Here is a 21,373-nt window from a genome sequence, read left to right on the forward strand (position 1 = left end):
TTTATAGAACTCTGATGCAACAAATTGATTTCATCACTGATTGCATTTGAGATAGTGGAAATCTCTTTTTGTTCTTCTTCAAGTTTAGGGATATTAGTTTCGTAGCCTAATATATCGCCAATTCCAATATTGCCTTGAGCACCGCCTTGTGCTTTTTTAGCCATTTCTCGGATAAAACCTTGAGAATTTATTAAACAAAAAAAGAAACCATTATTAATTTTTTTTGGAACTAGTTTTCCTACTCGTTGGTTAAGAAGTGTATCTTGAGTATTGACTCTGCAAACGCGACCAACATTGCCTGTCATTGATATTAATATGTCACCGTTATGTAGCATGTGATGCTCTTGCAGATCTGGCGGCAACGATGCAATTCTGTCACAGCCGCGCGCATGCATGCATCCATCTTGTACATTTGAAATTGTAATTATTGAATACTTCCCTTTTGAATCATAACTTTCACTTTTGAATGCGTATCCATTTTTTAAAGCTGCCACATCATTAAGAGATATTGGAACCCACTGCTCATTGAATTTTTCTAATCTTCGCTTCCCCGTCAACAACTGCTGCATCAGACCTTTTTTTAGTTTTTGTTTAGCAGCAATCAGTCGTTCGGTTTGGGTGATGGCGGTGTCCCATGTGTTGAGGATTTTCGAGATTTTTAATTGGTTTTCTATTGTTGGAAGATCAAAATGATACTCAGCCAACTCCTCTCTATTAATTTTTGGTATGCCCGTCCGACCAGACATTGAAGCGGTAAAATCAGTAAAATGTTTAGAGAGCAATATATACAATAAATACTGAGGAAGTATTTCGTCTTTGCAGTGGATAGGGTACATATCAGCACTACAAAGCACGTCTTCATCCGCTATAGCTGCTTTGCATAAATAGGGTCGAATTTTTGAATAAAGTACGCATCCTTTTTTGGCATAATATTTCCCGCTGATTGCAGATTGAGTACGAGCAGTCTCTTTTGAAATAATTCTTCCAGTGCATGGTTCAATATGGTCCGGTGCGACTAAAATCATTTCATTATATGGAGATTGCTTTGGATCGACCTGTCCACTGACTATTTCAACGACGTTCAGTAAGCTCACTCGTTTCCATAGTTCTGTGTCACCACTGGCATGCCCATCTTCATAAATATGTACTGCTTCACGTTTCATATTTTCACTTTAGTAAGAAAACAATTGTCACAACGAGATACCCAATCCCAAAAATGACCGGAATCTTTGATTCCAAATGCGTCAGCGGCCAATACGTTTTTCGCTCGGATCCTTTCTTGAGCAAAAGATCCCATTCAGCTTTCCCATATGGACTCGCGGGAAGGCGCGATTCAAGTTCCCCGATGATCTGAAATTTAGCCCCGTTCAATTGCTTGTATGAAATAATCAGACGCCACCAGAAAAAGCATTCAAGTAGCAAAACAGCGAGGGGAAGCAATAAGGCCCAACTGGAAGGCAGGAAATTTTGTTTCTCGAACAGGAAACCGACAGCCCCTAAAATCAAGCTGTTTAATGTAAGAAAGAACCCATTCGCCACGTCGCGCCGACTACTGATGCGATCAGCCATCTCAATGCAGAGTTTATACTGTTCAAGAATATGCTCGTGGTACTGTTCCTCGGATTGGTAACCGTTTTGAGTGGGCTTATCATTCCACAGCGCTTCAGCTAGATCGTTGGTGGGGGTGCTCATCGGGAACCCCCGATAAGCAATTTGAGATTGGGCCATGTCCAGTCATACATTTTGTCCTGCTGACCCGCTGTTGTTGGCCAAGTACAATTTTTATCTGAATAACCTTTGAGCAGAAAATAAGGTTTGCCTGCATCTTTGGTAATTTGAAGTTCAGCCGCCACACCGCTTGCGTTGTGTGTATGTTGACCACAAATGACTATTACAAGATTAGCGCGCTGAATTCTGCCCTTAACTTTGACTTTCCAATCTCCTGTCAGATGCTCTTTAACTGAACGATCGATAATTTCAAAAGGGGAGTCATCATTATTGGCCTGGCCAACAAGGGCTATCCTCAAAAACTCATCATGATCGAAATCAAAGCTGATAAACGCAGATTTTTTGAATAAACTCATTTCTCTTTCCTCACGCCCTTAAAAGGCTTTTTGTCGGACTTCTGATCAATGAAGCGGCCCGTGTCCGTATCACGTTTTACAAAGCGATCCGTTTTTGGATTATGTGTTTGAGACCTGTCTTTGACAGCCCCTTTACGTCGGTTGTCACCTGGTGGTGGATTTTTAGCCATAATTGGTCCTTCCAATTTTCGAAAGGGGGGTGGCATTTTGCCCCCACCCTTGTTCTATGTGCCCCCGAAACCATTTTGCCGACATCGGGAAAATGGTCCTGGGTTTACTTTCCCTTCAACTCTTTCTGTTTCTTCGGTGGCAAATAATTTCCAGCGGTCACCACTTTGCGCCCTGTTTTGGCTTCCAATTCCTGACGCGCTTTCTTGGCAATCCTGCCACCTTTGATACCAGCCACTTTATTTTCATCCATGCCAGTCGCTTTCACACTGTCGGCTATTTGTCGGGTGGAAAGTTCCGCCAAAGCTGTAAAGATCAATTCCGCCTCGCTCATATGGTCACGTAAATTTTGAGTTTTGAGTCCTTTGATAGCTTTATGCTCTTTGACGGAAACATCGGACCATTCCTGATGAATAATATTTGTGAGGATGGCGTACTCTTCTCCTTCCTTGATGCCGTGGTCACTCCAATAGTCGGTCAATTTGTTGCGGGTTTCCTGACCCATCATCCGCTGTTGGATCCACTTTTCGCTACGACCATGCTTTTTCCACGTATCGCGGGCACGATCGAGTGAGCGGGCGGGGTCGGCCATTTCCTGCATGCGTTCATAGCCCACTTTGGCGAGCCATAGCTTGATGGGTTCCGCTTTGGGACTGGGGACAGATTGGATAAGCCTAAGAAGAGTTTCGGGAGTGGCCGCATCAGTCAGACGTAACTTGCCGTCTTCAAACAACATTTTCAACTGGTGACAATTTGTCACCACTTCACTTCCGTCTTTCTTGAGCCGTTCTTTGAGCTTGTTCCAGTATTTTCTGGCCTTTTGAAATTCAGGCTGGTCAGTCAAAGCCTGAATAATATCAATCACAGAAAAATACCACGTCTCCGCTTCTTCATCATAAATGCGGCGAATTTTATACTCTTCAAAGATGGCTAAATTATTTTTCATATTGTCCTCGTTTCAAATATTCAGTTGCACGATTTTTCCGTACAACTCACACCAACCCCAATTCCTTTAAATACTTATCCATCTCCTTGCGTGTCGTAGCCAGCTCCGCTTCGATCTGTTTGATTTCTTTCTGTACTGCAGGAATATTGACCTCGGCCTCTTCTTCAAAGGTGTCCACATAACGGGGGATATTCAGATTGAAGTCGTTCTCTTTGATTTCATCGACTGTGGCGCGGTAGGCGTACTTGTCGATGTTTTTGAATGCCTTGAAGGCTTTGACGATTTTTTCGATATCCTGGTCGCGGAGGTAGTTTTGTTTTTTGCCGTCCAGATATTCCCGGCTGGCATCGATGAAGAGCACGTCTTTGATCTTTTTGTTCTTATCGAAGATAAGAATCGCCGCCGGGATGCCCGTTCCAAAGAAGAGATTGGCAGGTAAGCCGATCACCGCTTTGAGCAAATTTTCTTCAATCATTGCCTGCCGGATTTTTCCCTCGGCGCCACCACGAAACAAGACACCGTGTGGAACAATCACTCCGACGCGGCCATCGCCTTCGAGCGCTGTTTCCACCATGTGACTGATGAAGGCATAATCTCCTTTACTCTTGGGAGGAATTCCGCGCCAAAAGCGATTGAACGGATCGTGCGCCGCTTCATCGGCACCCCACTTATCGAGACTAAAAGGGGGGTTCGCCACGACAACATTGAATTTCATCAAGCTATCGCCTTCAACCAAACGGGGACTGGTGATGGTATTGCACCATTCAATGCGGGCACTGTCCATGCCATGCAAAAACATATTCATGCGACAGAGCGCCCAGGTGGAGCCGTTGGACTCTTGGCCAAAGAGGGCAAAATCATGTTTTGGGATTTCTTGGGCAACACGAATCAAAAGCGAGCCCGACCCGCAGGCCGGGTCACAAATGCGATCACCGGATTTCGGTTCCAACAAACGTGCAAGCAGGGTCGCGACTTCACCGGGGGTATAAAATTCTCCCCCTTTTTTCCCGGCGTCGGCGGCAAAGTGGGCAATAAGGTATTCATAGGCATTGCCGATGACATCCTGATTGCCAATACGCAAGGGGCGCAGATCGAGTTTGGGATTGGCAAAGTCTTCCAAGAGGTGAATCAGTCGGCGGTTTCTGTCTTTGGTTTGTCCCAGGTAGGGTTCACTGTTGAAATCGATATTCCGGAAAACATTTTCCAGCTTACCCTTGTTGGCATCCTCGATTTTTTCGAGGGCAATATTAATCAGTTCACCAATATTGTTCTCTCTTCGCTTGCTGTGGAGAAATTCAAAATCAGATTCCGACGGCATCACAAAGCGCTCGCGTGACAGGGCACGCTCAACCCGCTGTTTGTCTCCGTTGTATTTTGCCTCAAATTGTTCCCGCGTGTCTTTCCACAGATCACTCATGTATTTGATAAAGAGCATGACGAGGATATAATCTTTGTACTGCGCGGGATCGAGGGTGCCGCGAAAGGTATCGCAGGCGCGCCAAACCATGTCGTTGATTTCTTTTTGTGAGACTGAGTTTTCCATAATTGTGATCTCCTGTTAAGTCTGACTTTCCCCAGTGGCTGCCTTTAATGACAGGCCATCGATTAAACGCTTCCGTGAGCGCACCAAATGTTCCATTGCATGCGCCTCTTTCTTTTGAAGCACATCAAGTTCCGCAATGGCCTTTTGCGTATTGAGTGAAGGAAGTTGGATTTCCAATTCTTCAAAGGTTGATTTGGGCACCATCCTCACAAGGGACCCTTGTCCCGCACTGCCAAAAAAGGCCTGGGCAGAGGGTTGGTTGATGAACCAAGCGAGGTAATCTGGCAGCACGCGCTTGGGATTGGCGCGGAGGATATAAAAATAATAGGAGGCAAGCGTATTCTCCAGCGGCTGGCGAATGGTGATAGCGATATTATTTTGTCCGCGCGATAAAAACAGGACGTCGCCCTTTGTAACGAGATAGCGATCAACACTTCCCGTGGGCGTTATTTTGGAGAGCTGATCGATGAGGAGATTGCCCGCATTATCCACATCTTTAATTTGGATAAGCGAGTGACTGCCATGATGATTCACAACCCTGGCATGACGCCGCTCACGCGCTTGGAACCCAAACTGAATGTCTACAACCTCACCAACTTTCACTGATCTCTCCTCACATTTTTTCTCAAACAAGCTACAAATTAAAATGCATCTTTTTTGATGATTCATGACGAATATACGGTATACGTGCCAATGTCAATTATTATTTTTGCATCTTTTTATTTACAACATATTTTATAGACCTGTCGATATCACCCTTGAAATGCGTCTCTGAACGATTCACTCACGGATGAGCAGTTCAAAGAGAAACGTCACCAATTGGAGACAGAGATGCCACCTGAAGAAAAATTTGAGAGAGACAGAAGATCGGGCTGAGCGTTGGATCGAGGTCGCAGAAAGGGCTTTCAATTTTGCAACACACGCCCGTGAATCCTTCCTTACGGGCAATCTTGAAACCAAGAAGCAAATACTTATGGCATTAGGCTCGAACTCAACCATCAAAGACGGCAAACTCACTATCCACACCAACGAGTGGCTTGTGCCGATAGAAAATGCCTACCCGGCCATTGAATCTAAATACAAAGGGCTAGAACCGGCGCAAAGCCCCGAAAATAAAGAACGAATCGCCCAATTAAGTGCGATTCGTTCCACGTGGCGGACCCAGCAGGAATCGAACCTGCGGCATCCTGCTTAGAAGGCAGGAGCTCTATCCGCTGAGCTATGGGTCCATAAGATCCGCTCTTAGCAAGTCTTCGAGCTTAGCGATTCTTATGCCCGCCACGTTTGATCGGCGGGCTGAATTTGTAAGTGAGCTTATGACACAATTTCACTAAACATTTCAACATCAAAATCCTTGGTCAAAAGCGGCCTCTTTTTTACTCAACATTTGACATTCGAGGCCAAATCCAATTAAATGCGCCGTCCGGGGACGCGCGCCGAGTGTGTCCCCAGAAAAAGGGGATATATTTATGACAGAACACGCAAAAGAACTGGACCGTATAATAGAAAAAAGGGGTAAAACGCCTTCCGCCACCATCCCGACACTGCAGGATATACAGAATAAATACCGCTACCTGCCGCTCGACGACCTTAGATATGTGAGCGAGAAGACCGGCATCTCGGCAACCGGTCTTTACGGTGTGGCGACTTTCTACGCACAGTTCCGGCTCTCCCCTGTCGGCCAACATATAATAAAAGTCTGCCACGGCACCGCTTGCCATGTTGCCGGAGCCGTAGGAATATCCGAGTCTCTCTCGGAACATTTAGATGCCCCGGAAGGCGGAACGACCGAAGATAACATGTTCACGCTAGAATCGGTAGCCTGCCTTGGCTGCTGCTCGCTTGCCCCCGTCATAATGATAGACGAGACCACCTATGGCGGTCTTAACCGAACCAAGGCGCCGAGGGCCGTTGATACTCACCGCAAGAACTGCGAATGCGGCGGCAAAAAGGACTATTTGGAAGGCGTTGAATGGAAGCGTGGCCAAGAAACAGAGATTGCCGAGGTGGTCATAGGTCTTGGAAGTTGCGGGATAGCCTCCGGAGCCGGGGACGTTCACAAACTTTTTGAGGCCGCTAAAAAAGAATATAAGCTTCCAATTAAGGTAACGATAGCCGGCTGTATGGGCCTCTGCCACAGAGAACCCTTGATAGAGCTTAAGGATAGAAAGGGAACCGCGTATCTTTACGGCAACATCGAACTCTTTAAGGCAAAGAAGCTCCTTTTAGACCATATAGGCGCGAACCAGCCTCATTCAGAATGGCTTCTCAATGTAGATAACAAAGAATCATCCGAAGGGAAATATTTCAGCAAACAGAAACGCATAGTTCTTGAGAACTGCGGAAAGATAGACCCCGAATCGATCGACGACTATATAAAGGCAGGTGGCTACACCGCCATAAAGAAGGCCTTTGAAATGGGGCCCGAGGCAATAATAAACGATGTAACCCTTTCCGGCCTTCGCGGGCGCGGCGGCGGCGGCTTTTCTACCGGCCTAAAATGGAAGTTCGCGCGCGCGGCTAAGGGCGACCAAAAATATATCATCTGCAACGCCGACGAAGGAGATCCCGGGGCGTTCATGGACCGTTCTGTCCTTGAAAGCGATCCGCATCGCGTCCTTGAAGGAATGATCATCGCCGGCCTCGCCATTGGCGCGACCGAAGGATACATTTACTGCCGCGCGGAATATCCGCTGGCGGTAAGAAGACTCTACAAAGCTATCGATGAGGCCGAAAAGAAGAACCTGCTCGGAAATAACATATTAGGAAAGGGCTATTTTCTTAACATCCACATAAAAGAAGGCGCCGGCGCATTTGTCTGCGGAGAAGAAACGGCCCTCATCGGCTCAATTGAAGGAAACAGAGGGATGCCAAGGATACGCCCACCCTTCCCTGCGATTTCCGGACTATGGGGAAAACCGACCAACATAAATAACGTCGAGACGTTCGCAAACATTCCCTGGATAATCAACAACGGCGGGGGGGCTTTTGCCGCCATGGGAACGGAAAAAAGCAAAGGCTCCAAGGTCTTTGCGCTGGCAGGAAAGATAAAGCGCGGGGGCCTTGTTGAGGTCCCGATGGGCATCACGCTTCGTGAGATAATAAACGACGTAGGCGGCGGCACTTCCAGCGGCAAGCCTGTCAAAGCGGTGCAGATGGGCGGACCGTCGGGCGGATGTATCCCAGAAAGTCTTATGAATACGCCGGTCGATTATGACGAGATCACCAAGACCGGCGCCATAATGGGCTCCGGCGGCATGGTCGTAATGGACGAGGAGACGTGCATGGTAGATGTGGCCCGTTTCTTTCTCGATTTCACGCAAAAGGAATCGTGCGGAAAGTGCACCTTCTGCAGGATAGGAACGAAGAGAATGCTCGAAACGCTGGACCGCATCTGCAAGGGGGAAGGCTTCGAATCGGATATCCAGATGCTTGAAGAGCTTGCCCGGCAGATAAAGACGACCTCCCTTTGCGGCCTCGGACAAACGGCACCGAATCCGGTTCTAACGACCCTGCGATATTTCCGGCACGAATATGAAGCGCATATCAGGAACAAAAAGTGTCCGGCCGGCGTCTGCAGGGATCTTATCGAATTCGCAATACTTGTCGAAAAGTGCACGGGATGCGGCGCATGTGTGCGTGCCTGCCCCGTAAAGGCGATAGCCGGCGAAAAGAGAAAACCGCACACCCTCGACAAAAAGCTCTGCACACACTGCGGCGCATGCAAGGAAACATGCAAGTTCGAGGCGATACTGGTAAGCTAGCGCTCATCCTAAGGCCGTTAGGCCGAAGGATCCCGGCAACCAAGATGCGGGGGATCCTTCGTTATCGCCCAGGACGACATAAAACATATGACCAATAAATTTAACATCACTGTCAACAACAAGGCATGCGAGGCCGCCGAGGGAGAGACCATCCTTCAGGTAGCGGAGCGGAACGGGTTCAAGATACCGACCCTTTGCTATCTAAAAGAGACAAAACCTTTTACATCATGCTTCCTATGCGTGGTCGAGGTAAAGGGACGCGCCAACCTTGCCCCTTCGTGTTCGCTTCAGGTCTCCCCCAATATGGAGATAACGACCGAATCGGAACGTATACGCCAGAGCCGAAAGACGTGTCTTGAGCTCTTAATGTCCGACCACTGCGGCGACTGTCTGGCCCCGTGCCAGGCGGCATGCCCTGCCGGCTGCGACATCCCCGGTTTCATACATTTCCTCCTCGATAACAAACCTAAAGAAGCGATAAGGATAATAAAGGAGACCATTCCCCTCCCCGCCTCCCTCGGACGCGTATGTCCGAGACCGTGCGAAACTGCCTGCAGGCGCGGACTCCTTGAAGGGGCTGTTTCTATCTGTTTCCTGAAAAGAAAGGTCGCCGATGTCGAGCTTGAATCGGGTGAAGTATATATCCCGGATGTTGGCAGCGATTCCGGTAAAAAAGTGGCGGTGATAGGCGGCGGACCGGCCGGGCTGTCTTCTGCTTTCTATCTTAGACAAGCAGGCCACGCGGTGACCATATTTGACGCCCACTCAAAATCGGGCGGCATGCTCCGCTACGGCATCCCTGCATACAGGCTTCCACGTGACATCCTTGACAAAGAGATATCGACCATCGAAAAAATGGGGACCGTCTTTAAACAAAATACCGTTTACGGCAAGGACTTCGACCTTAACTCTCTTAAGAAAGACGGGTTTGACGCCATATTCGTAGCCGTAGGTGCGCAAATAGCCTCCGCCATGGGAGTTGCCGGCGAAGACGACGGCGGCGCCCTTTCGGGGATAGCCTTCCTTGAAGACGCCTCCAAGGGGGCCCAGATAGAGGTAGGCGACCGCGTAGTTGTCGTCGGCGGCGGAAATACCGCCATAGACGCGGCAAGGACCTCTCTAAGGATCGGCGCCAAAGAGGTCATCATTCTCTACAGAAGGACGCGCCACGAAATGCCCGCGAACGAAATGGAGATAGAAGCGGCCGAACAAGAAGGCGTTAAGATGATGTATCTCTCTGCTCCCACCGCCATGAAGCGAACCAATGAAGGGATCGAGCTCACCTGCATCAAGATGGAGCTTGGAGAACCCGATTCGTCCGGCAGAAGAAAACCAGTCCCGATGAAGGGAAGCGAATATACAATTGAAGCCTCCACGGTGATATCCGCTATCGGTCAGAAGGTCGACTCATCAACCTATCAGATGAACAATTTCAATCTTACCAAGTGGAACACTTTAGATGTCAATCCAAACACTTTTGAGACGAACGTTAAAGGCGTCTTCGCGGGCGGCGACTGCACGTCCGGCGCAGATATCGCTATAAGGGCACTTGCCGCAGGAAGAAAAGGGGCCGCCGCAATAAACCAGTACCTTGAAGGCGAATACGTGATCGGCGAACCTGCAGAGTTCTATTCAACCATGGGCAAAAAGAAAGAAGACGCACCGAAAGAGATATTGGAGAATGTTTCCAAGGCTGAACGCGAAAAGATGCCGGAGATGGAAATGGAACCACGTGTAAAGAGCTTTGAAGAGGTCGAGATAGGCTTTGATTATAAATCGGCGTTGAACGAGGCAAAGAGATGCCTTACCTGCGGATGCACACAGGCCGGCAAATGCAAGATCCAAGACCTTTGCACCGAATACGGGGTTGTTCAGGACCGTTTTAAAGGCGCCAGAAGAACGTTCTTTGTGGACGATTCTCACCCGTTGGTCCTTTACGAATCGCACAAATGCATACTTTGCGGCAACTGCGTACGCTATTGTTCTGAAGTGAAGAACCTCGACTGCTTAGGGTTCGTCAAACGCGGCTTTGACACCGTAGTAAGGCCGCCCTTGAATCAGAAGCTTATCGAGACGAAGATCGGCGAATGTCTCGAGGTGGTCGACCTCTGCCCCACCGGCGCCCTTTCGTTCAAGAACCGATTTGCGGGTAATTGTTAGGTTCGCCGGGCGCTTACGGTTCTATAGTATTTTAACCGGCTCTTCGCGGATATGGGTGGGTCATTTGCGGGACATTTATGCTGAGTGGCTCATAACATTCTTGGGTGAGTTACCCACCCACGCGCACACCAGCTCCTTACGGGCTGGTGCGCGTGCGTGGATAACTGCTTGTCGCGCCTGAAAACAACTTTCTTCTTAAGTTTATAAACAGATGATTCGCGTCTAATCGCTTCTTCCCGCCATCTTGTCCCGCAAATGGCCCACCAGATCGGGAGAAGAGCCGTAATACCTTTGTTAAAAACTATAAGCGACCGGTGTCCGAATTCACTCAAACGCCGCGGAATCTGCTATCGAGCCTCGAATAAATGAAGCAACTTTAGGATTGGTCCACGAAACGGCACCGATAAAATGGTGAAGGATCTTACCGTCCTTATCTATTAAGTAGGTCTCTGGGACCTTGTAGGACTTGTATTTGTCGGCAACGTGCCCCTCAGGATCCAGCAAAACCAAAAATGATGGCTTGATATTTCCGAAGAACTTAAGGACCGCGTCACTACCGGCCTCATCCTCACTTATGGCGACTACTTTTGCGTCCGGGAATTTTTCGGAGAACTTACTAAGCGACGGAAGTTCTTCAACACACTGGTTGCACCATGTGGCCCAAAAGTGGACAAGAAGCGGACCGCCGCTAAAATCGGAGAACCTAACGGTCTTGCCGTCGAGATCGCTCAGAGAGAACTCAGGCGCGGCATCGCCTTTCTTAAATGGAGGCACTATCTGATCGTAAGTGAACTTCCCTAAGATGACCGCAAGCAGAACAAAAAGAAGGGTCAGCTTTAATTTCATGAGAAAAGTTTACTTCTTTTCCTTTTTTGCGGGGGCTTTCTTAACCTTTGATGTCTTCTTGCTCTCGGAAGATTCTTTCTTGATCTCAGCCGTTAAATACTCAAGAATCGCCATCGGAGCGCTGTCACCGTGTCTGAATCCGAGCTTATAGATACGTGTGTATCCGCCTTTTCTCTCTCTGTATCTGTCCACAAGGGTGGAGAAAAGCTTCTTGACCGATATATCATCTCTCAAAAGGGAAAATGCCGTCCTTCTGGAGCATAGGGTCCCCTTCTTGGCAAGTGTAACCAGTTTGTCGGCTAGCGGCCTTAACTCTTTTGCCTTGGCAAGAGTTGTCTCTATTCTGTCCCTTGTTACAAGGGCCGAGAGCATGTTCCTAAAAAGCGCCAGCCTGTGTCCGGTGGTGCGCCCTAATTTTCTGTGTGCGATATTATGTCTCATATTGAATACCGCCAGCAAGGTTCCATGCCAGCAACGCCAGCAAAGTCAAACCTTGCTTGCTTTGCTGGCCTTGTTTGCCTTGCTGGCCCTTGTTTATTCTATCTCTTTCGGTCTGTACTTTTCCGCATCCTTTATGTCGAAACCGTCGAGCTTCATACCTAATGAAAGCCCCATGGATGTGAGGATCTCTTTTATTTCGTTAAGGGATTTTCTTCCGAAGTTCTTCGTCTTGAGCATCTCAGGTTCTGACCTCTCGCAAAGTTCGCCGATATACTTGATGCTGGCGTTCTGCAGACAGTTAGCGCTTCTGACCGAAAGTTCAAGCTCATCGACCCTTCTATAGAGGTTGGAGTTGAGCTTTGGCAGCTCTTCGATCATCGCCTCTTCTATCGGTTCCACCGTCTCTTCAAAGTTGATGAATATCTGTAGCTGTTCTTTGAGGATCTTTGCCGAGAACGCCACCGCGTCGTCCGGTCTGACGGAACCATCCGTCCAGACCTCCATCGTAAGCTTATCGTAATCTGTCATCTGACCTACACGGGCGTTCGTGACGTTGTAGTTGACCTTAAGGATAGGGGTAAAGATAGAATCGATAGGAACAACTCCGATAGGCTGTGACTCCTCCTTGTTGCGCTCTGCGGGGACGTATCCTCTCCCCATCTTTACATAGAGCTCCATCTTGAGCTTGCCTTCAGGCCCGAGCGTTGCAATATGAAGGTCCGGGTTCAATATCTCTATCTTGGAGGATATTTTAATATCGGAAGCCTTGATGTCCTTCTCTCCGGAGGCGTTTATGGTCATTATGTCCTGTTCGCCTTCGTTAAGTTTTAAGCGCAGCTCTTTGAGATTAAGGATGAGGTTCGTAACGTCTTCGCGAACCCCCGGAATGGTCGAGAACTCGTGAAGGACACCGTCTATTCTGACAGCGTAGATCGCGGCACCCTGAAGCGACGAAAGGAGGATGCGGCGAAGGGAATTACCCAAGGTTATGCCGTATCCGCGTTCCAGCGGCTTTGCAACGAACCTGCCGTAGGTCGCTGTAAGTGTATTCTTTTCAACTTCCAAACCTTTTGGTTTAATAAGATCACGCCAATTTCTATACATGTTTAACTCCTATTTTTTTCAACTACGTTCGGGGAACCCCTCAAACCGCCTCCGGCGGGCCCGTGGTGACCTTCGCTTCGCTCAGGTCATTTAGAATAAAGTTCAACTATCATCTGTTCATTTATCGGCATAGTTATCTGATCGCGTGCCGGGTAGGCAGCGACGGTGCCGGTGAACTTTTCTTTGTTTATCTGTACCCATTCAGGGATACCGTGACGATCGGCCGATTCAAGCGCGTTCTTCACCCAAACGCTTGCGCGCGATTTCTCTTTAATAGAGACAACATCGCCCTGTTTCACAATATATGAAGGGATGGTGTTCCTCTTGTTGTTCACAAGGAAATGTCCGAGCCTTACCATGTGTCTTGCTTCGGCACGCGATGTGGCAAAACCCATGCGGTAGACCATATTGTCGAGTCTGCGTTCCAACAGCTGGAGCAGGTTCTCGCCGGTGATGCCGTGCATTCTTTCGGCCATGGAGAAATAGCGCCTGAACTGGCGTTCCATGATGCCGTAGATACGTTTCACCTTCTGCTTTTCGCGAAGCTGAACGGCATATTCCGTAGGCTTTCTTCCGCCACGCTGGCCGTGCTGGCCGGGCGCGTAGGCCCTGCGCTCAATTGCGCATTTGTCGGTAAAGCAACGCTCGCCCTTTAAAAAGAGCTTTATTCCATCGCGCCTGCATAATCTACAAACTGCTTCGGTATACTTTGCCATAATGCTTTATATTCTCCTTCTCTTGGGCGGCCTGCAACCGTTGTGCGGTATCGGAGTCAGGTCGCGGATGGATGAAACTCTTAATCCGGTATGTGCAATGGCTCTCACCGCAGACTCTCTCCCTGCGCCGGGGCCTCTAACATAGACTGTAACTGATTTCATTCCAAATTCGAGCGCCTTTCTGCATGCTGTTTCGCTTGCCAGCTGTGCGGCGAATGGAGTCCCTTTTTTGGAACCTTTAAAACCTTTTCCACCCGATGTGGCCCAGCAAAGAACGTTTCCGCTGGGATCGGCTATGGTAATGATAGTGTTGTTGAACGTTGCCTGAATATTGACTATGCCTACAGCCACGTTCTTCTTGTTCTTCTTTTTCTTCACCACCGCGACCGCTTCACCTGCCACAGCTACCGCACCTTCAGGTTTCGCACCTGCTGGTTTTGCGCCTTCCGGAGCCGCCGTTTTTTCGGGCTTCGGTGGTTTTGGTTTTGCATCCTTTGTCTCTTTTACTTCTTTGATCTCATCTGACATATTTAACTCCAGTTAGCAGGTTTCCAGGTTTCCAGGTTTCCAGGTTTTAAACCTGTTAACCTGGAAACCTGTTAACCGCTTTTACTTTGCGCCCGGGGCCTGTTTCTTGCCTGCGATCGCCATGCGCGGCCTCCCCTTAGCTGTTCTTGCGTTGGTATGGCTCCTCTGGCCTCTAGCGGGGAGATGCCTTATGTGGCGAAGTCCCCTGTATGCACCAAGGTCCTTTAAAAGTTTGACGTTAGCCTGAACCTCGCGCCTGAGATCGCCTTCCACCTTGAACTTGGAATCGATGATCTCGCGGATACTGGCCACTTGCGCATCGGTAAGCTTCTCTGCGCGAAGGTTGGGGTCTATCTTTGCCTCTTCGCAAATATCATTAGCCACCTTTGCCCCGATCCCGTAGATATAACGGAGCGAGAAAGTTATCTTTTTTTTTGTAGGTATGTCTACACCTGCTAGTCTTGGCATATTTTATATCGTGACTCGTGACTCGTGACTCGTGAATTGTAAAAAACAAGTCACGGGTTACAAGCTACAAGTTACGTCATTATCCCTGTTTTTGTTTGTGCTTAGGATTAGAGCAAATGACCCTTACTACGCCCTTCCTGCGCACTATCTTGCACTTCGTGCAAATCGTTTTAACTGATGATCTTACTTTCATATTTGTTATGAGTTATGGGTTATGCGTTATGAGCATCTACTCTCATCACTCACCACCTATCACTTTGCCCTGTAAACTACTCTTCCCCTTGTCAGGTCGTAAGGGGACAGCTCTATAGTCACCTTATCGCCCGGCAAGATCTTTATAAAATGCATGCGCATCTTACCCGAAATATGCGCCAGTACTTTGTGTCCGGTAGGAAGCTCCACCCGAAACATTGCGTTCGGCAACGTTTCCAGTACCTTTCCTTCCACTACTATCGAATCTTCTTTTGCCATTACTTTCCCAAAACCAAAGGCCCGTTCTCAGTGATCGCCACCGAGTGTTCAAAATGGGCCGATAATCCTCCGTCTTGTGTCACCACCGTCCAACCGTCATCCAAGACCTTGACCTTATATCCGCCGGAATTTACCATCGGCTCCAGGGCCAGCACCATTCCCGGTCTTAATTTAACGCCGGTTCCGGCCTCGCCGAAATTGGGCACCTGTGGATCTTCGTGAAGAGACGCTCCGACCCCGTGTCCAACAAAATCTCTGACAACGGAAAATCCGTTCGCCTCCACATATTTCTGAACCGCTGCGGATATATCAAAGAGCCTATTCCCGACCTTCGCCTCACCGGTCCCAATATTAAGGGCCTCTTTGGTGATCCTAAGGAGCTTCTTCGCGGCATCTGTTATCTCACCAACGGGAAATGTCCTTGCCATGTCGCCGTAAAAACCCTTGTAAAGCACTCCGCAGTCGACCCCGATAATATCGCCTGTTTTAATTGCGCGCTTGCCGGGGATGCCGTGCACTATCTCCTGATTGATAGATGTGCATAGCGTGTGCTTGTAGCCCCTGTAACCCTTGAACGCCGCTTTTCCGCCGCGCTTAAGGATAAGCTCTTCCGCTATCCTGTCCAGGTCTCCGGTCGTTACACCTTCCTTGATCTCTTCCGAGATGACATCAAGAGCCTCGGCAACGATCTTATTTGCCGAGTTCATCTTTTCTATCTCTTCTCGAGACTTAAGAATGATCATACGACCTTGTCTATCAAAGAACAAATATCCTTAAAAACATCCGCCGGGTTCTTGCTCCCATCAATGTTCTTTAATTCCTTCTTATAAAAATCTATCAGGGCTTTGGTCTTTTCCTTGTATACCTTCATTCTGTTCAGGATCGTCGTTTCCTTGTCGTCGTCACGCTGATAAAGCTCGCCGCCGCACTTATCGCAGATCGCCCCTTTTGATGAGGGCGAGAAAGCCACATGAAAGATGGCTCCGCATTTGCTACACATTCTGCGTCCTGAAAGCCTTTTTATCACTTCATCATCCGAAACATCTATATTTATAACTGCATCAAGCGCTACGCCCTTCTTCGTCAAGAGATCCGCAAGTCCCTTTGCCTGTTCGATCGTACGAGGGAAACCGTCTAATATATATCCCTTGTTACAATCGGGTTCATCAATACGGGCAGACATGAGGTCCAACACCAACTCGTTAGCGACCAGTTCTCCCTTGTTCATGAACACTTCGGCTTTTTTACCGAGGGGCGTTCCGTTCTTTATCGCCGATCTCAGGATCTCGCCGGTTGAAAGCTGAGGAATGCCATAATTCTTGGCTATTCTCTCCCCCTGCGTTCCCTTGCCCGATCCCGGAGCTCCAAGTAAGACTAATTTCATAGCTAACCGCGCCTCCCCTTAAATCTACCGCCCGTCTTATTACCAAGGAATCCTTCATAATGACGGCTTAAGAGATGCGCTTCTATCTGTGCCACCGTATCCATTGCAACGCCTACAACGATCAAAAGCGATGTACCGCCAAAGGTAGATGCCAAGGAGACCGGAATGCCGAATTTAGATATCAATATGCTCGGCAGGAGACAGACAAAAGTGATATATAATGCTCCGCCAAGCGTGATACGCGTTAAAATGCTATCGATATAATCCGAGGTGCTCTTCCCAGGCCTGATGCCCGGAATATAACCGCCGAACTTACGCATATTATCAGCGACATCCACCGGATTGAACGTGACCGCAGTGTAGAAATAGCAGAAGAATATGATAAGGCCCGCATAGAGGAAGTCGTGAACCCAGCCCTGACTAAGCATCGCCGCCACCGCCTGCATCTTATCTACCTTAACGAACTGAGCTATAGTTGCCGGGAACAATATTAAACTAGATGCAAAGATGGGAGGAATAACGCCCGCCATGTTAAGCTTGAGCGGCAAATGTGATTCCTGACCGCCATACATCTTTCTTCCGACTATCCTCTTGGCGTACTGAACCGGTATCCTTCTGTGTGCGCGTTCAAAGTAGATTATAAGAGCGACTATCCCGAATATGAAGGCCAAAAGAATGAGGAAGCCGAAAAGACCGCCGAACTGGTCTTTTGTGTTCCATGCATCGCGGAAACCCGATGGAATACGCGTTACGATACCTGCGAAGATGATGAGCGATATTCCGTTACCGATGCCGCGTTCTGATATCTGTTCGCCTAGCCACATTAGGAAGCACGTGCCCGCGGCAAGCGTCACCATTGTCGTGATATAAAAGGCTATTCCGCCGACTCCAGTTAAAAGAACGCCCTGCTGTTCAAGACCGTAACTGATGCCGAAGCCCTGAACAAGGCTCAAGAGAACTGTTCCGTATCTCGTATACTGGGTTATCTTTCTCCTGCCTGAATCGCCCTCCTTTTGGAGTCTCTCAATGGCCGGAACTGCAACGGCCAAAAGCTGAAAGATAATGGAAGCGCTGATATAAGGCATGATGCCAAGCGCAAAAACTGAGAAACGCTCGAGGGCACCTCCCGAAAAGAGATTAAAGATGTCAAAGACCGTTCCTTGAGACATGATCCGTTTCAACGCGTCTGCGTTGATGCCGGGGGTCGGGACGTAGATCCCGATTCTATATACCGCAAGCATAAATACCGTAAAAATTATTCTTTTTCTTAACTCCGGTATTTTAGCAATATTACCGACTGACTGCATATTAGGTTACCAGGTTAACAGGTTACTAGGTCAACAGGTCTTCAGATTGAACACGATCTCAACCTGCGAACCTGACAACCTGCAAACGTGCTAACTTACTATTTTTCCGCCTGCAGCCTCAATTTTAGCCTTGGCCTGCTTCGAGACCAGCGCACCTTTGATAGTTAAAGCGTTCCCGACCTTGCCGTCACCCAATATCTTCAGGAAATCGCCTTTCTTGTTGATGACACCCTTTTCAAGAAGCAGTTCCTGGGTGACTTCCGTACCCTTAGGAAGGGAGTTTAACTTTTCGACGTTGACCACAGTAACAACTCGCTTAAAGATGTTCGTAAAACCCTGTTTCGGAATACGACGTTGCAAAGGCATCTGACCGCCTTCGAATCCGCGCTTGTGGTAACCGCCGGAGCGAGATTTCTGCCCCTTGTGACCTCTGGTCGACGTGCCGCCGTGACCGGTTGCATCGCCCCTACCAAGCCTTTTTACCCTATGCGTTGCACCAACACCCGGTTGTAATTCATTTAGTTTCATCGTGATTATTACCTCTTAAATATTTTGTATACTCAAGCGTCCTGAGATTTAAAAGACCGTTAAGCGTGGCCTTGAGCACATTATGCGGATTGTTCGTTCCAATGCACTTCGTAAGAACGTTAGCGATACCGGCCGCCTCTGCCACTGCGCGTACAACGCTTCCGGCGATGACGCCTGTACCTTGGACTGCAGGCTTTAGAACGACGCTTGCTGCACCATAACGGCCCAATACCTCATGAGGAATAGTACTGTTCTGGATGGGCACGCTCACCATGTTCTTCTTGGCGTGTTCTGTGGCTTTTCTGATAGCATCGGGAACTTCGTTGGCCTTGCCAAGCCCTATGCCGACTCGACCGCGGCCGTCTCCTACAACGGCTACCGCCGAAAAGCTGAAACGTTTACCGCCCTTAACAACCTTCGCAACACGAGAGATGTGGACGATCTTTTCAATATTCTCACTTGATTTGGTGTATTCGCGCATAGTTTACCTTAAAAGCTTAAGCCCTTTTCCCTTGCGGCATCCGCAAAGGCCTTGACCCTTCCATGATATGCAAATCCGTTCCTGTCAAAAACAACGGCCTTTATTCCCTTTGCAATAGCGCGCTCGGCCAAAAGTGCGCCGATCTTCTTGGCGCCTGCGATCTTTGGCATATCCTTATCGCTCTTGAACGTCTTTTCAAGCGAAGAGGCGCAAACAAGAGTGCTATGTACCTCGTCATTGATGATCTGACCGGAAATGTGACGGTCGCTCTTAAAAATGCTCAAGCGAGGGCGCGCATCGGTACCGGAAAGGTCCCTTCTGATCCTTTTTTTCCTTCTTAATCTTCCTTCTGTTTTTGTCTTAGCCATACTTACTTGCCTCCAACCGCTGTTGCTGCCTTACCGACCTTTTTCTTGACGATCTCATCGGAATAGCGAACGCCTTTGCCTTTGTAGGGTTCGGGCGGACGCAGACGGCGCATCTGAGATGCTATTTCACCGACCAAATGTTTATCGGCACCGTTGATCGTAACACGTGCGCCTTTGTCTATTGTAATTTTGAGGCCTTCGGGTATCGGAAAGGTGATCAGGTGTGAATACCCAAGCGCGAACTCAACGTTCTTCCCCTTCAGCTCCGCCTTATAACCTACTCCGACGATATCGAGTATCTTCGTATACCCGTGAGATACGCCTACCGCCATGTTATTGATGAGCGAACGATATAGCCCGTGAAGCGCACGGGTGTGTCTCTCTTCGTTAGCCCTTCCGAGTGTCATGACCTTATCCTTGATCTCAAGGCTAAGTACGCTTGGAACGTTAAGGGTCAAGGTCCCTAATGGGCCGGTGACCTTCAGGACGCTATCCTTGAAAGCCGCCGTTACCTTGTCCGCCATCACTACCGGTTGTTTTCCTATTCTTGACATAATTTTATCCTTACCAGACCGTGCAGATCCATTCGCCTCCGACCTTCTGTTGTCGCGCCGAGGTATCGGTCAAGACACCTTTTGGCGTGGAGAGGATCGCGATCCCCATTCCGCCTCTGATCGGCTTGATCCCGTCATGGGCTACATATCTTCTGTGACCTGGTTTGCTTATCTTCGCAATCACCTCAATCGTGCGCTCTTTCTTAGCGGTATATTTAAGGATAATTACCAGGTTCTTTCCAGCTCCTTCGCCAACAGTTTCATACGCCTTAATATAACCCTCTTCCTTAAGAACGCGCGCAATGTCCTCTTTGAAACGCGAATGAGGGATCGCAACGTTCGGAAGAAGCGCCTTGTTGGCGTTCCTGATCCTTGTTAATAGATCTGCTATCGGGTCTGTCATGCTCATAGTTTTTATTCTCCCCTGCCATCCGGCAGGCAGGCTACCAGCTTGCCTTGATCACTCCGGGCAGTTCCCCTTTAAGCGCCATCTTTCTGAAACACAAACGGCACATGCCGAACCTTCTAATATAGGCACGGGGCCTGCCGCAAAGCGGACATCTATTATATGCCCTTGTTGCGAACTTGGGTTTTCTTTTCGATTTTGCTATTAGACTTTTCTTTGCCATACTATTTGTTGAAAGGCATTCCCATGAACTTAAGGAGCGCCTTTCCTTCCTTGTCTGTTTTTGCCGTTGTTACGAAAGTTACGTTCATTCCGAAGACCTTCTGTGTCTTATCAGGATTGATCTCCGGGAATATGATCTGTTCGGTAAGACCTAACGTATAGTTACCCCTGCCGTCGAACGACTTTGCATCCACACCCTTAAAATCGCGAACACGGGGAAGAGCGACGTTCACCAGACGATTTAAAAATTCGAACATTCTTTTCCTGCGAAGCGTCACTCTTGCGCCAATCGCCTGCCCCGCCCTTAATTTAAAGTTAGAGATCGATTTTTTCGCACGGGTGATCACGGGTTTCTGACCTGTGATGGCAGCCATATCAGCTACCGCCGCATCGAGCACCTTCGAGTCCTGAAGCGCCTCTTTTAATGAAGTGTTCACAACGATCATCTTGAGCTTTGGCATCTCAAAAGGATTCTTGTAGCCGAATTCCTTCTGAAGGAACGGCACACACTCATTAAGGAATTTTTGTTCAATGTGTGTTTTGTTCATAACTATTTCGAAACCTCTACGAGCTCTCCGCACTTGACGCATATACGCCTCTGCTGCTCGTCTATTGTTTTATGTTTAATGCGCACGGGTTTGCTGCATTTCGTGCACACGACCATTACGTTCGACCAGTGAATGGAAGCCTCTTTTTCAATGATGCCGCCCTGCTTGAACTGCTGGTTCGGCTTCATGTGGCGCTTGCAAAGGTTCAGCTTTTCGACAAGCACGCGTTCCTTTTTGGGGTAGACGGTAATGACCTTGCCGGTCTTACCTTTATCCTTGCCGGTTATAAGCTGGACCGTGTCGCCTTTCTTAATGTGTGCTGTTTCAAATTTCATA

Annotated in this window: 28 protein-coding genes and 1 tRNA gene; 2 read left to right on the plus strand and 27 right to left on the minus strand. The window is 48.6% G+C overall.

The features are described 5' to 3' along the window. From COV46_04490 to COV46_04525, 8 genes are all read right to left on the minus strand, one after another. Positions 1-1,163: hypothetical protein (locus tag COV46_04490; protein ID PIR17267.1), on the minus strand; the 1,163-nt coding region annotated here is incomplete at its 3' end. 4 nt (positions 1,164-1,167) lie between these two features. Further along, positions 1,168-1,692, minus strand: a complete 525-nt coding sequence (locus COV46_04495) for a hypothetical protein (GenBank protein PIR17268.1) — start codon at positions 1,690-1,692, stop codon at positions 1,168-1,170. Further along, complete coding sequence (locus COV46_04500; GenBank protein PIR17269.1) at positions 1,689-2,084, minus strand: hypothetical protein; 396 nt, start codon at positions 2,082-2,084, stop codon at positions 1,689-1,691. The genes COV46_04495 and COV46_04500 overlap by 4 nt, the downstream gene beginning before the upstream one ends. Next, a complete protein-coding gene (locus COV46_04505; GenBank protein PIR17358.1) occupies positions 2,081-2,254 on the minus strand; it encodes a hypothetical protein in 174 nt (57 codons plus the stop codon). The genes COV46_04500 and COV46_04505 overlap by 4 nt, the downstream gene beginning before the upstream one ends. A 104-nt stretch (positions 2,255-2,358) precedes the next feature. Continuing rightward, positions 2,359-3,198, minus strand: coding sequence for a hypothetical protein (locus COV46_04510; protein PIR17270.1), 840 nt, complete (start codon positions 3,196-3,198; stop codon positions 2,359-2,361). Positions 3,199-3,244: 46 nt separating this feature from the next. Further along, a complete protein-coding gene (locus COV46_04515; protein PIR17271.1) occupies positions 3,245-4,741 on the minus strand; it encodes a type I restriction-modification system subunit M in 1,497 nt (498 codons plus the stop codon). Between the two features lie 15 nt (positions 4,742-4,756). After that, positions 4,757-5,410, minus strand: a complete 654-nt coding sequence (locus COV46_04520; protein ID PIR17272.1) for a hypothetical protein — start codon at positions 5,408-5,410, stop codon at positions 4,757-4,759. A gap of 484 nt (positions 5,411-5,894) precedes the next feature. Further along, positions 5,895-5,970, minus strand: a tRNA-Arg gene (locus tag COV46_04525). 240 nt (positions 5,971-6,210) lie between these two features. Here COV46_04525 and COV46_04530 point away from each other — a divergent pair. Next, positions 6,211-8,505 (plus strand): NADH-quinone oxidoreductase subunit NuoF, encoded by a 2,295-nt coding sequence (locus COV46_04530; protein ID PIR17273.1) that lies wholly within the window; start codon positions 6,211-6,213, stop codon positions 8,503-8,505. 87 nt (positions 8,506-8,592) lie between these two features. After that, entirely contained in the window at positions 8,593-10,665 is a 2,073-nt protein-coding gene (locus COV46_04535) for a hypothetical protein (GenBank protein ID PIR17274.1), read from the plus strand. Between the two features lie 324 nt (positions 10,666-10,989). On the opposite strand, the gene COV46_04540 is transcribed toward COV46_04535, so the two are convergent. The 19 genes from COV46_04540 to COV46_04630 form a co-directional block, all read right to left on the minus strand. Next, positions 10,990-11,511, minus strand: a complete 522-nt coding sequence (locus COV46_04540; protein PIR17275.1) for a thioredoxin — start codon at positions 11,509-11,511, stop codon at positions 10,990-10,992. A gap of 9 nt (positions 11,512-11,520) precedes the next feature. Next, on the minus strand, positions 11,521-11,952 hold the full coding sequence (locus COV46_04545) for a 50S ribosomal protein L17 (GenBank protein ID PIR17276.1): 432 nt from the start codon (positions 11,950-11,952) through the stop codon (positions 11,521-11,523). Between the two features lie 93 nt (positions 11,953-12,045). Next, a complete protein-coding gene (locus COV46_04550; GenBank protein ID PIR17277.1) occupies positions 12,046-13,056 on the minus strand; it encodes a DNA-directed RNA polymerase subunit alpha in 1,011 nt (336 codons plus the stop codon). Between the two features lie 86 nt (positions 13,057-13,142). Then, complete coding sequence (locus tag COV46_04555; protein ID PIR17278.1) at positions 13,143-13,772, minus strand: 30S ribosomal protein S4; 630 nt, start codon at positions 13,770-13,772, stop codon at positions 13,143-13,145. Between the two features lie 6 nt (positions 13,773-13,778). Continuing rightward, a complete protein-coding gene (locus COV46_04560; GenBank protein PIR17279.1) occupies positions 13,779-14,300 on the minus strand; it encodes a 30S ribosomal protein S11 in 522 nt (173 codons plus the stop codon). Between the two features lie 81 nt (positions 14,301-14,381). Then, positions 14,382-14,768: a 30S ribosomal protein S13 gene (locus COV46_04565; GenBank protein PIR17280.1), complete on the minus strand. Its 387-nt coding sequence runs from the start codon at positions 14,766-14,768 to the stop codon at positions 14,382-14,384. Between the two features lie 79 nt (positions 14,769-14,847). Further along, positions 14,848-14,961 carry a 50S ribosomal protein L36 gene (gene rpmJ / locus COV46_04570; GenBank protein ID PIR17281.1) on the minus strand — a complete coding sequence of 38 codons (114 nt, stop codon included), beginning with the start codon at positions 14,959-14,961 and terminating at the stop codon, positions 14,848-14,850. 59 nt (positions 14,962-15,020) lie between these two features. Then, positions 15,021-15,239 carry a translation initiation factor IF-1 gene (locus COV46_04575; protein ID PIR17282.1) on the minus strand — a complete coding sequence of 73 codons (219 nt, stop codon included), beginning with the start codon at positions 15,237-15,239 and terminating at the stop codon, positions 15,021-15,023. Then, positions 15,239-15,982: a type I methionyl aminopeptidase gene (gene map / locus COV46_04580; GenBank protein ID PIR17283.1), complete on the minus strand. Its 744-nt coding sequence runs from the start codon at positions 15,980-15,982 to the stop codon at positions 15,239-15,241. The genes COV46_04575 and map overlap by 1 nt, the downstream gene beginning before the upstream one ends. Then, entirely contained in the window at positions 15,979-16,623 is a 645-nt protein-coding gene (locus tag COV46_04585) for an adenylate kinase (GenBank protein ID PIR17284.1), read from the minus strand. The genes map and COV46_04585 overlap by 4 nt, the downstream gene beginning before the upstream one ends. Before the next feature lie 2 nt (positions 16,624-16,625). Beyond that, entirely contained in the window at positions 16,626-17,930 is a 1,305-nt protein-coding gene (locus COV46_04590; protein ID PIR17285.1) for a preprotein translocase subunit SecY, read from the minus strand. A gap of 90 nt (positions 17,931-18,020) precedes the next feature. Continuing rightward, positions 18,021-18,458, minus strand: a complete 438-nt coding sequence (locus COV46_04595; protein ID PIR17286.1) for a 50S ribosomal protein L15 — start codon at positions 18,456-18,458, stop codon at positions 18,021-18,023. Beyond that, positions 18,445-18,939 (minus strand): 30S ribosomal protein S5, encoded by a 495-nt coding sequence (locus tag COV46_04600; GenBank protein ID PIR17287.1) that lies wholly within the window; start codon positions 18,937-18,939, stop codon positions 18,445-18,447. Before COV46_04600 ends, COV46_04595 begins: the two co-directional genes overlap by 14 nt. An 8-nt stretch (positions 18,940-18,947) precedes the next feature. Then, on the minus strand, positions 18,948-19,307 hold the full coding sequence (locus COV46_04605; GenBank protein PIR17288.1) for a 50S ribosomal protein L18: 360 nt from the start codon (positions 19,305-19,307) through the stop codon (positions 18,948-18,950). A 2-nt stretch (positions 19,308-19,309) separates the two neighbouring features. After that, positions 19,310-19,861, minus strand: coding sequence for a 50S ribosomal protein L6 (locus COV46_04610; protein PIR17289.1), 552 nt, complete (start codon positions 19,859-19,861; stop codon positions 19,310-19,312). Positions 19,862-19,871: 10 nt separating this feature from the next. Beyond that, positions 19,872-20,270, minus strand: a complete 399-nt coding sequence (locus COV46_04615; protein PIR17290.1) for a 30S ribosomal protein S8 — start codon at positions 20,268-20,270, stop codon at positions 19,872-19,874. 34 nt (positions 20,271-20,304) lie between these two features. After that, positions 20,305-20,490, minus strand: coding sequence for a type Z 30S ribosomal protein S14 (locus COV46_04620; protein ID PIR17291.1), 186 nt, complete (start codon positions 20,488-20,490; stop codon positions 20,305-20,307). A 1-nt stretch (position 20,491) separates the two neighbouring features. Continuing rightward, positions 20,492-21,037, minus strand: a complete 546-nt coding sequence (locus COV46_04625) for a 50S ribosomal protein L5 (protein PIR17292.1) — start codon at positions 21,035-21,037, stop codon at positions 20,492-20,494. Positions 21,038-21,039: 2 nt separating this feature from the next. Beyond that, positions 21,040-21,372, minus strand: a complete 333-nt coding sequence (locus COV46_04630; GenBank protein PIR17293.1) for a 50S ribosomal protein L24 — start codon at positions 21,370-21,372, stop codon at positions 21,040-21,042. Between the last annotated feature and the right edge of the window lies 1 nt (position 21,373).

The sequence above is a fragment of the Deltaproteobacteria bacterium CG11_big_fil_rev_8_21_14_0_20_49_13 genome (genome assembly GCA_002796305.1).
Classification (GTDB): domain Bacteria; phylum UBA10199; class UBA10199.

Bases quoted from the DNA above. Each gene is read 5' to 3' on its own strand.
- COV46_04615 (PIR17290.1), bottom strand. From the start codon at position 20,270: ATGAGCATGACAGACCCGATAGCAGATCTATTAACAAGGATCAGGAAC.
- COV46_04585 (PIR17284.1), bottom strand. From the start codon at position 16,623: ATGAAATTAGTCTTACTTGGAGCTCCGGGATCGGGCAAGGGAACGCAG.
- COV46_04575 (PIR17282.1), bottom strand. From the start codon at position 15,239: ATGGCAAAAGAAGATTCGATAGTAGTGGAAGGAAAGGTACTGGAAACG.
- COV46_04600 (PIR17287.1), bottom strand. From the start codon at position 18,939: ATGCGCGAATACACCAAATCAAGTGAGAATATTGAAAAGATCGTCCAC.
- map (PIR17283.1), bottom strand. From the start codon at position 15,982: ATGATCATTCTTAAGTCTCGAGAAGAGATAGAAAAGATGAACTCGGCA.
- COV46_04625 (PIR17292.1), bottom strand. From the start codon at position 21,037: ATGAACAAAACACACATTGAACAAAAATTCCTTAATGAGTGTGTGCCG.
- rpmJ (PIR17281.1), bottom strand. From the start codon at position 14,961: ATGAAAGTAAGATCATCAGTTAAAACGATTTGCACGAAGTGCAAGATA.
- COV46_04530 (PIR17273.1), top strand. From the start codon at position 6,211: ATGACAGAACACGCAAAAGAACTGGACCGTATAATAGAAAAAAGGGGT.
- COV46_04495 (PIR17268.1), bottom strand. From the start codon at position 1,692: ATGAGCACCCCCACCAACGATCTAGCTGAAGCGCTGTGGAATGATAAG.
- COV46_04520 (PIR17272.1), bottom strand. From the start codon at position 5,410: ATGAATCATCAAAAAAGATGCATTTTAATTTGTAGCTTGTTTGAGAAA.
- COV46_04540 (PIR17275.1), bottom strand. From the start codon at position 11,511: ATGAAATTAAAGCTGACCCTTCTTTTTGTTCTGCTTGCGGTCATCTTA.
- COV46_04610 (PIR17289.1), bottom strand. From the start codon at position 19,861: ATGTCAAGAATAGGAAAACAACCGGTAGTGATGGCGGACAAGGTAACG.
- COV46_04510 (PIR17270.1), bottom strand. From the start codon at position 3,198: ATGAAAAATAATTTAGCCATCTTTGAAGAGTATAAAATTCGCCGCATT.
- COV46_04545 (PIR17276.1), bottom strand. From the start codon at position 11,952: ATGAGACATAATATCGCACACAGAAAATTAGGGCGCACCACCGGACAC.
- COV46_04500 (PIR17269.1), bottom strand. From the start codon at position 2,084: ATGAGTTTATTCAAAAAATCTGCGTTTATCAGCTTTGATTTCGATCAT.
- COV46_04555 (PIR17278.1), bottom strand. From the start codon at position 13,772: ATGGCAAAGTATACCGAAGCAGTTTGTAGATTATGCAGGCGCGATGGA.
- COV46_04550 (PIR17277.1), bottom strand. From the start codon at position 13,056: ATGTATAGAAATTGGCGTGATCTTATTAAACCAAAAGGTTTGGAAGTT.
- COV46_04565 (PIR17280.1), bottom strand. From the start codon at position 14,768: ATGCCAAGACTAGCAGGTGTAGACATACCTACAAAAAAAAAGATAACT.
- COV46_04620 (PIR17291.1), bottom strand. From the start codon at position 20,490: ATGGCAAAGAAAAGTCTAATAGCAAAATCGAAAAGAAAACCCAAGTTC.
- COV46_04595 (PIR17286.1), bottom strand. From the start codon at position 18,458: ATGAAACTAAATGAATTACAACCGGGTGTTGGTGCAACGCATAGGGTA.
- COV46_04605 (PIR17288.1), bottom strand. From the start codon at position 19,307: ATGGCTAAGACAAAAACAGAAGGAAGATTAAGAAGGAAAAAAAGGATC.
- COV46_04560 (PIR17279.1), bottom strand. From the start codon at position 14,300: ATGTCAGATGAGATCAAAGAAGTAAAAGAGACAAAGGATGCAAAACCA.
- COV46_04590 (PIR17285.1), bottom strand. From the start codon at position 17,930: ATGCAGTCAGTCGGTAATATTGCTAAAATACCGGAGTTAAGAAAAAGA.
- COV46_04505 (PIR17358.1), bottom strand. From the start codon at position 2,254: ATGGCTAAAAATCCACCACCAGGTGACAACCGACGTAAAGGGGCTGTC.
- COV46_04515 (PIR17271.1), bottom strand. From the start codon at position 4,741: ATGGAAAACTCAGTCTCACAAAAAGAAATCAACGACATGGTTTGGCGC.
- COV46_04535 (PIR17274.1), top strand. From the start codon at position 8,593: ATGACCAATAAATTTAACATCACTGTCAACAACAAGGCATGCGAGGCC.
- COV46_04630 (PIR17293.1), bottom strand. From the start codon at position 21,372: ATGAAATTTGAAACAGCACACATTAAGAAAGGCGACACGGTCCAGCTT.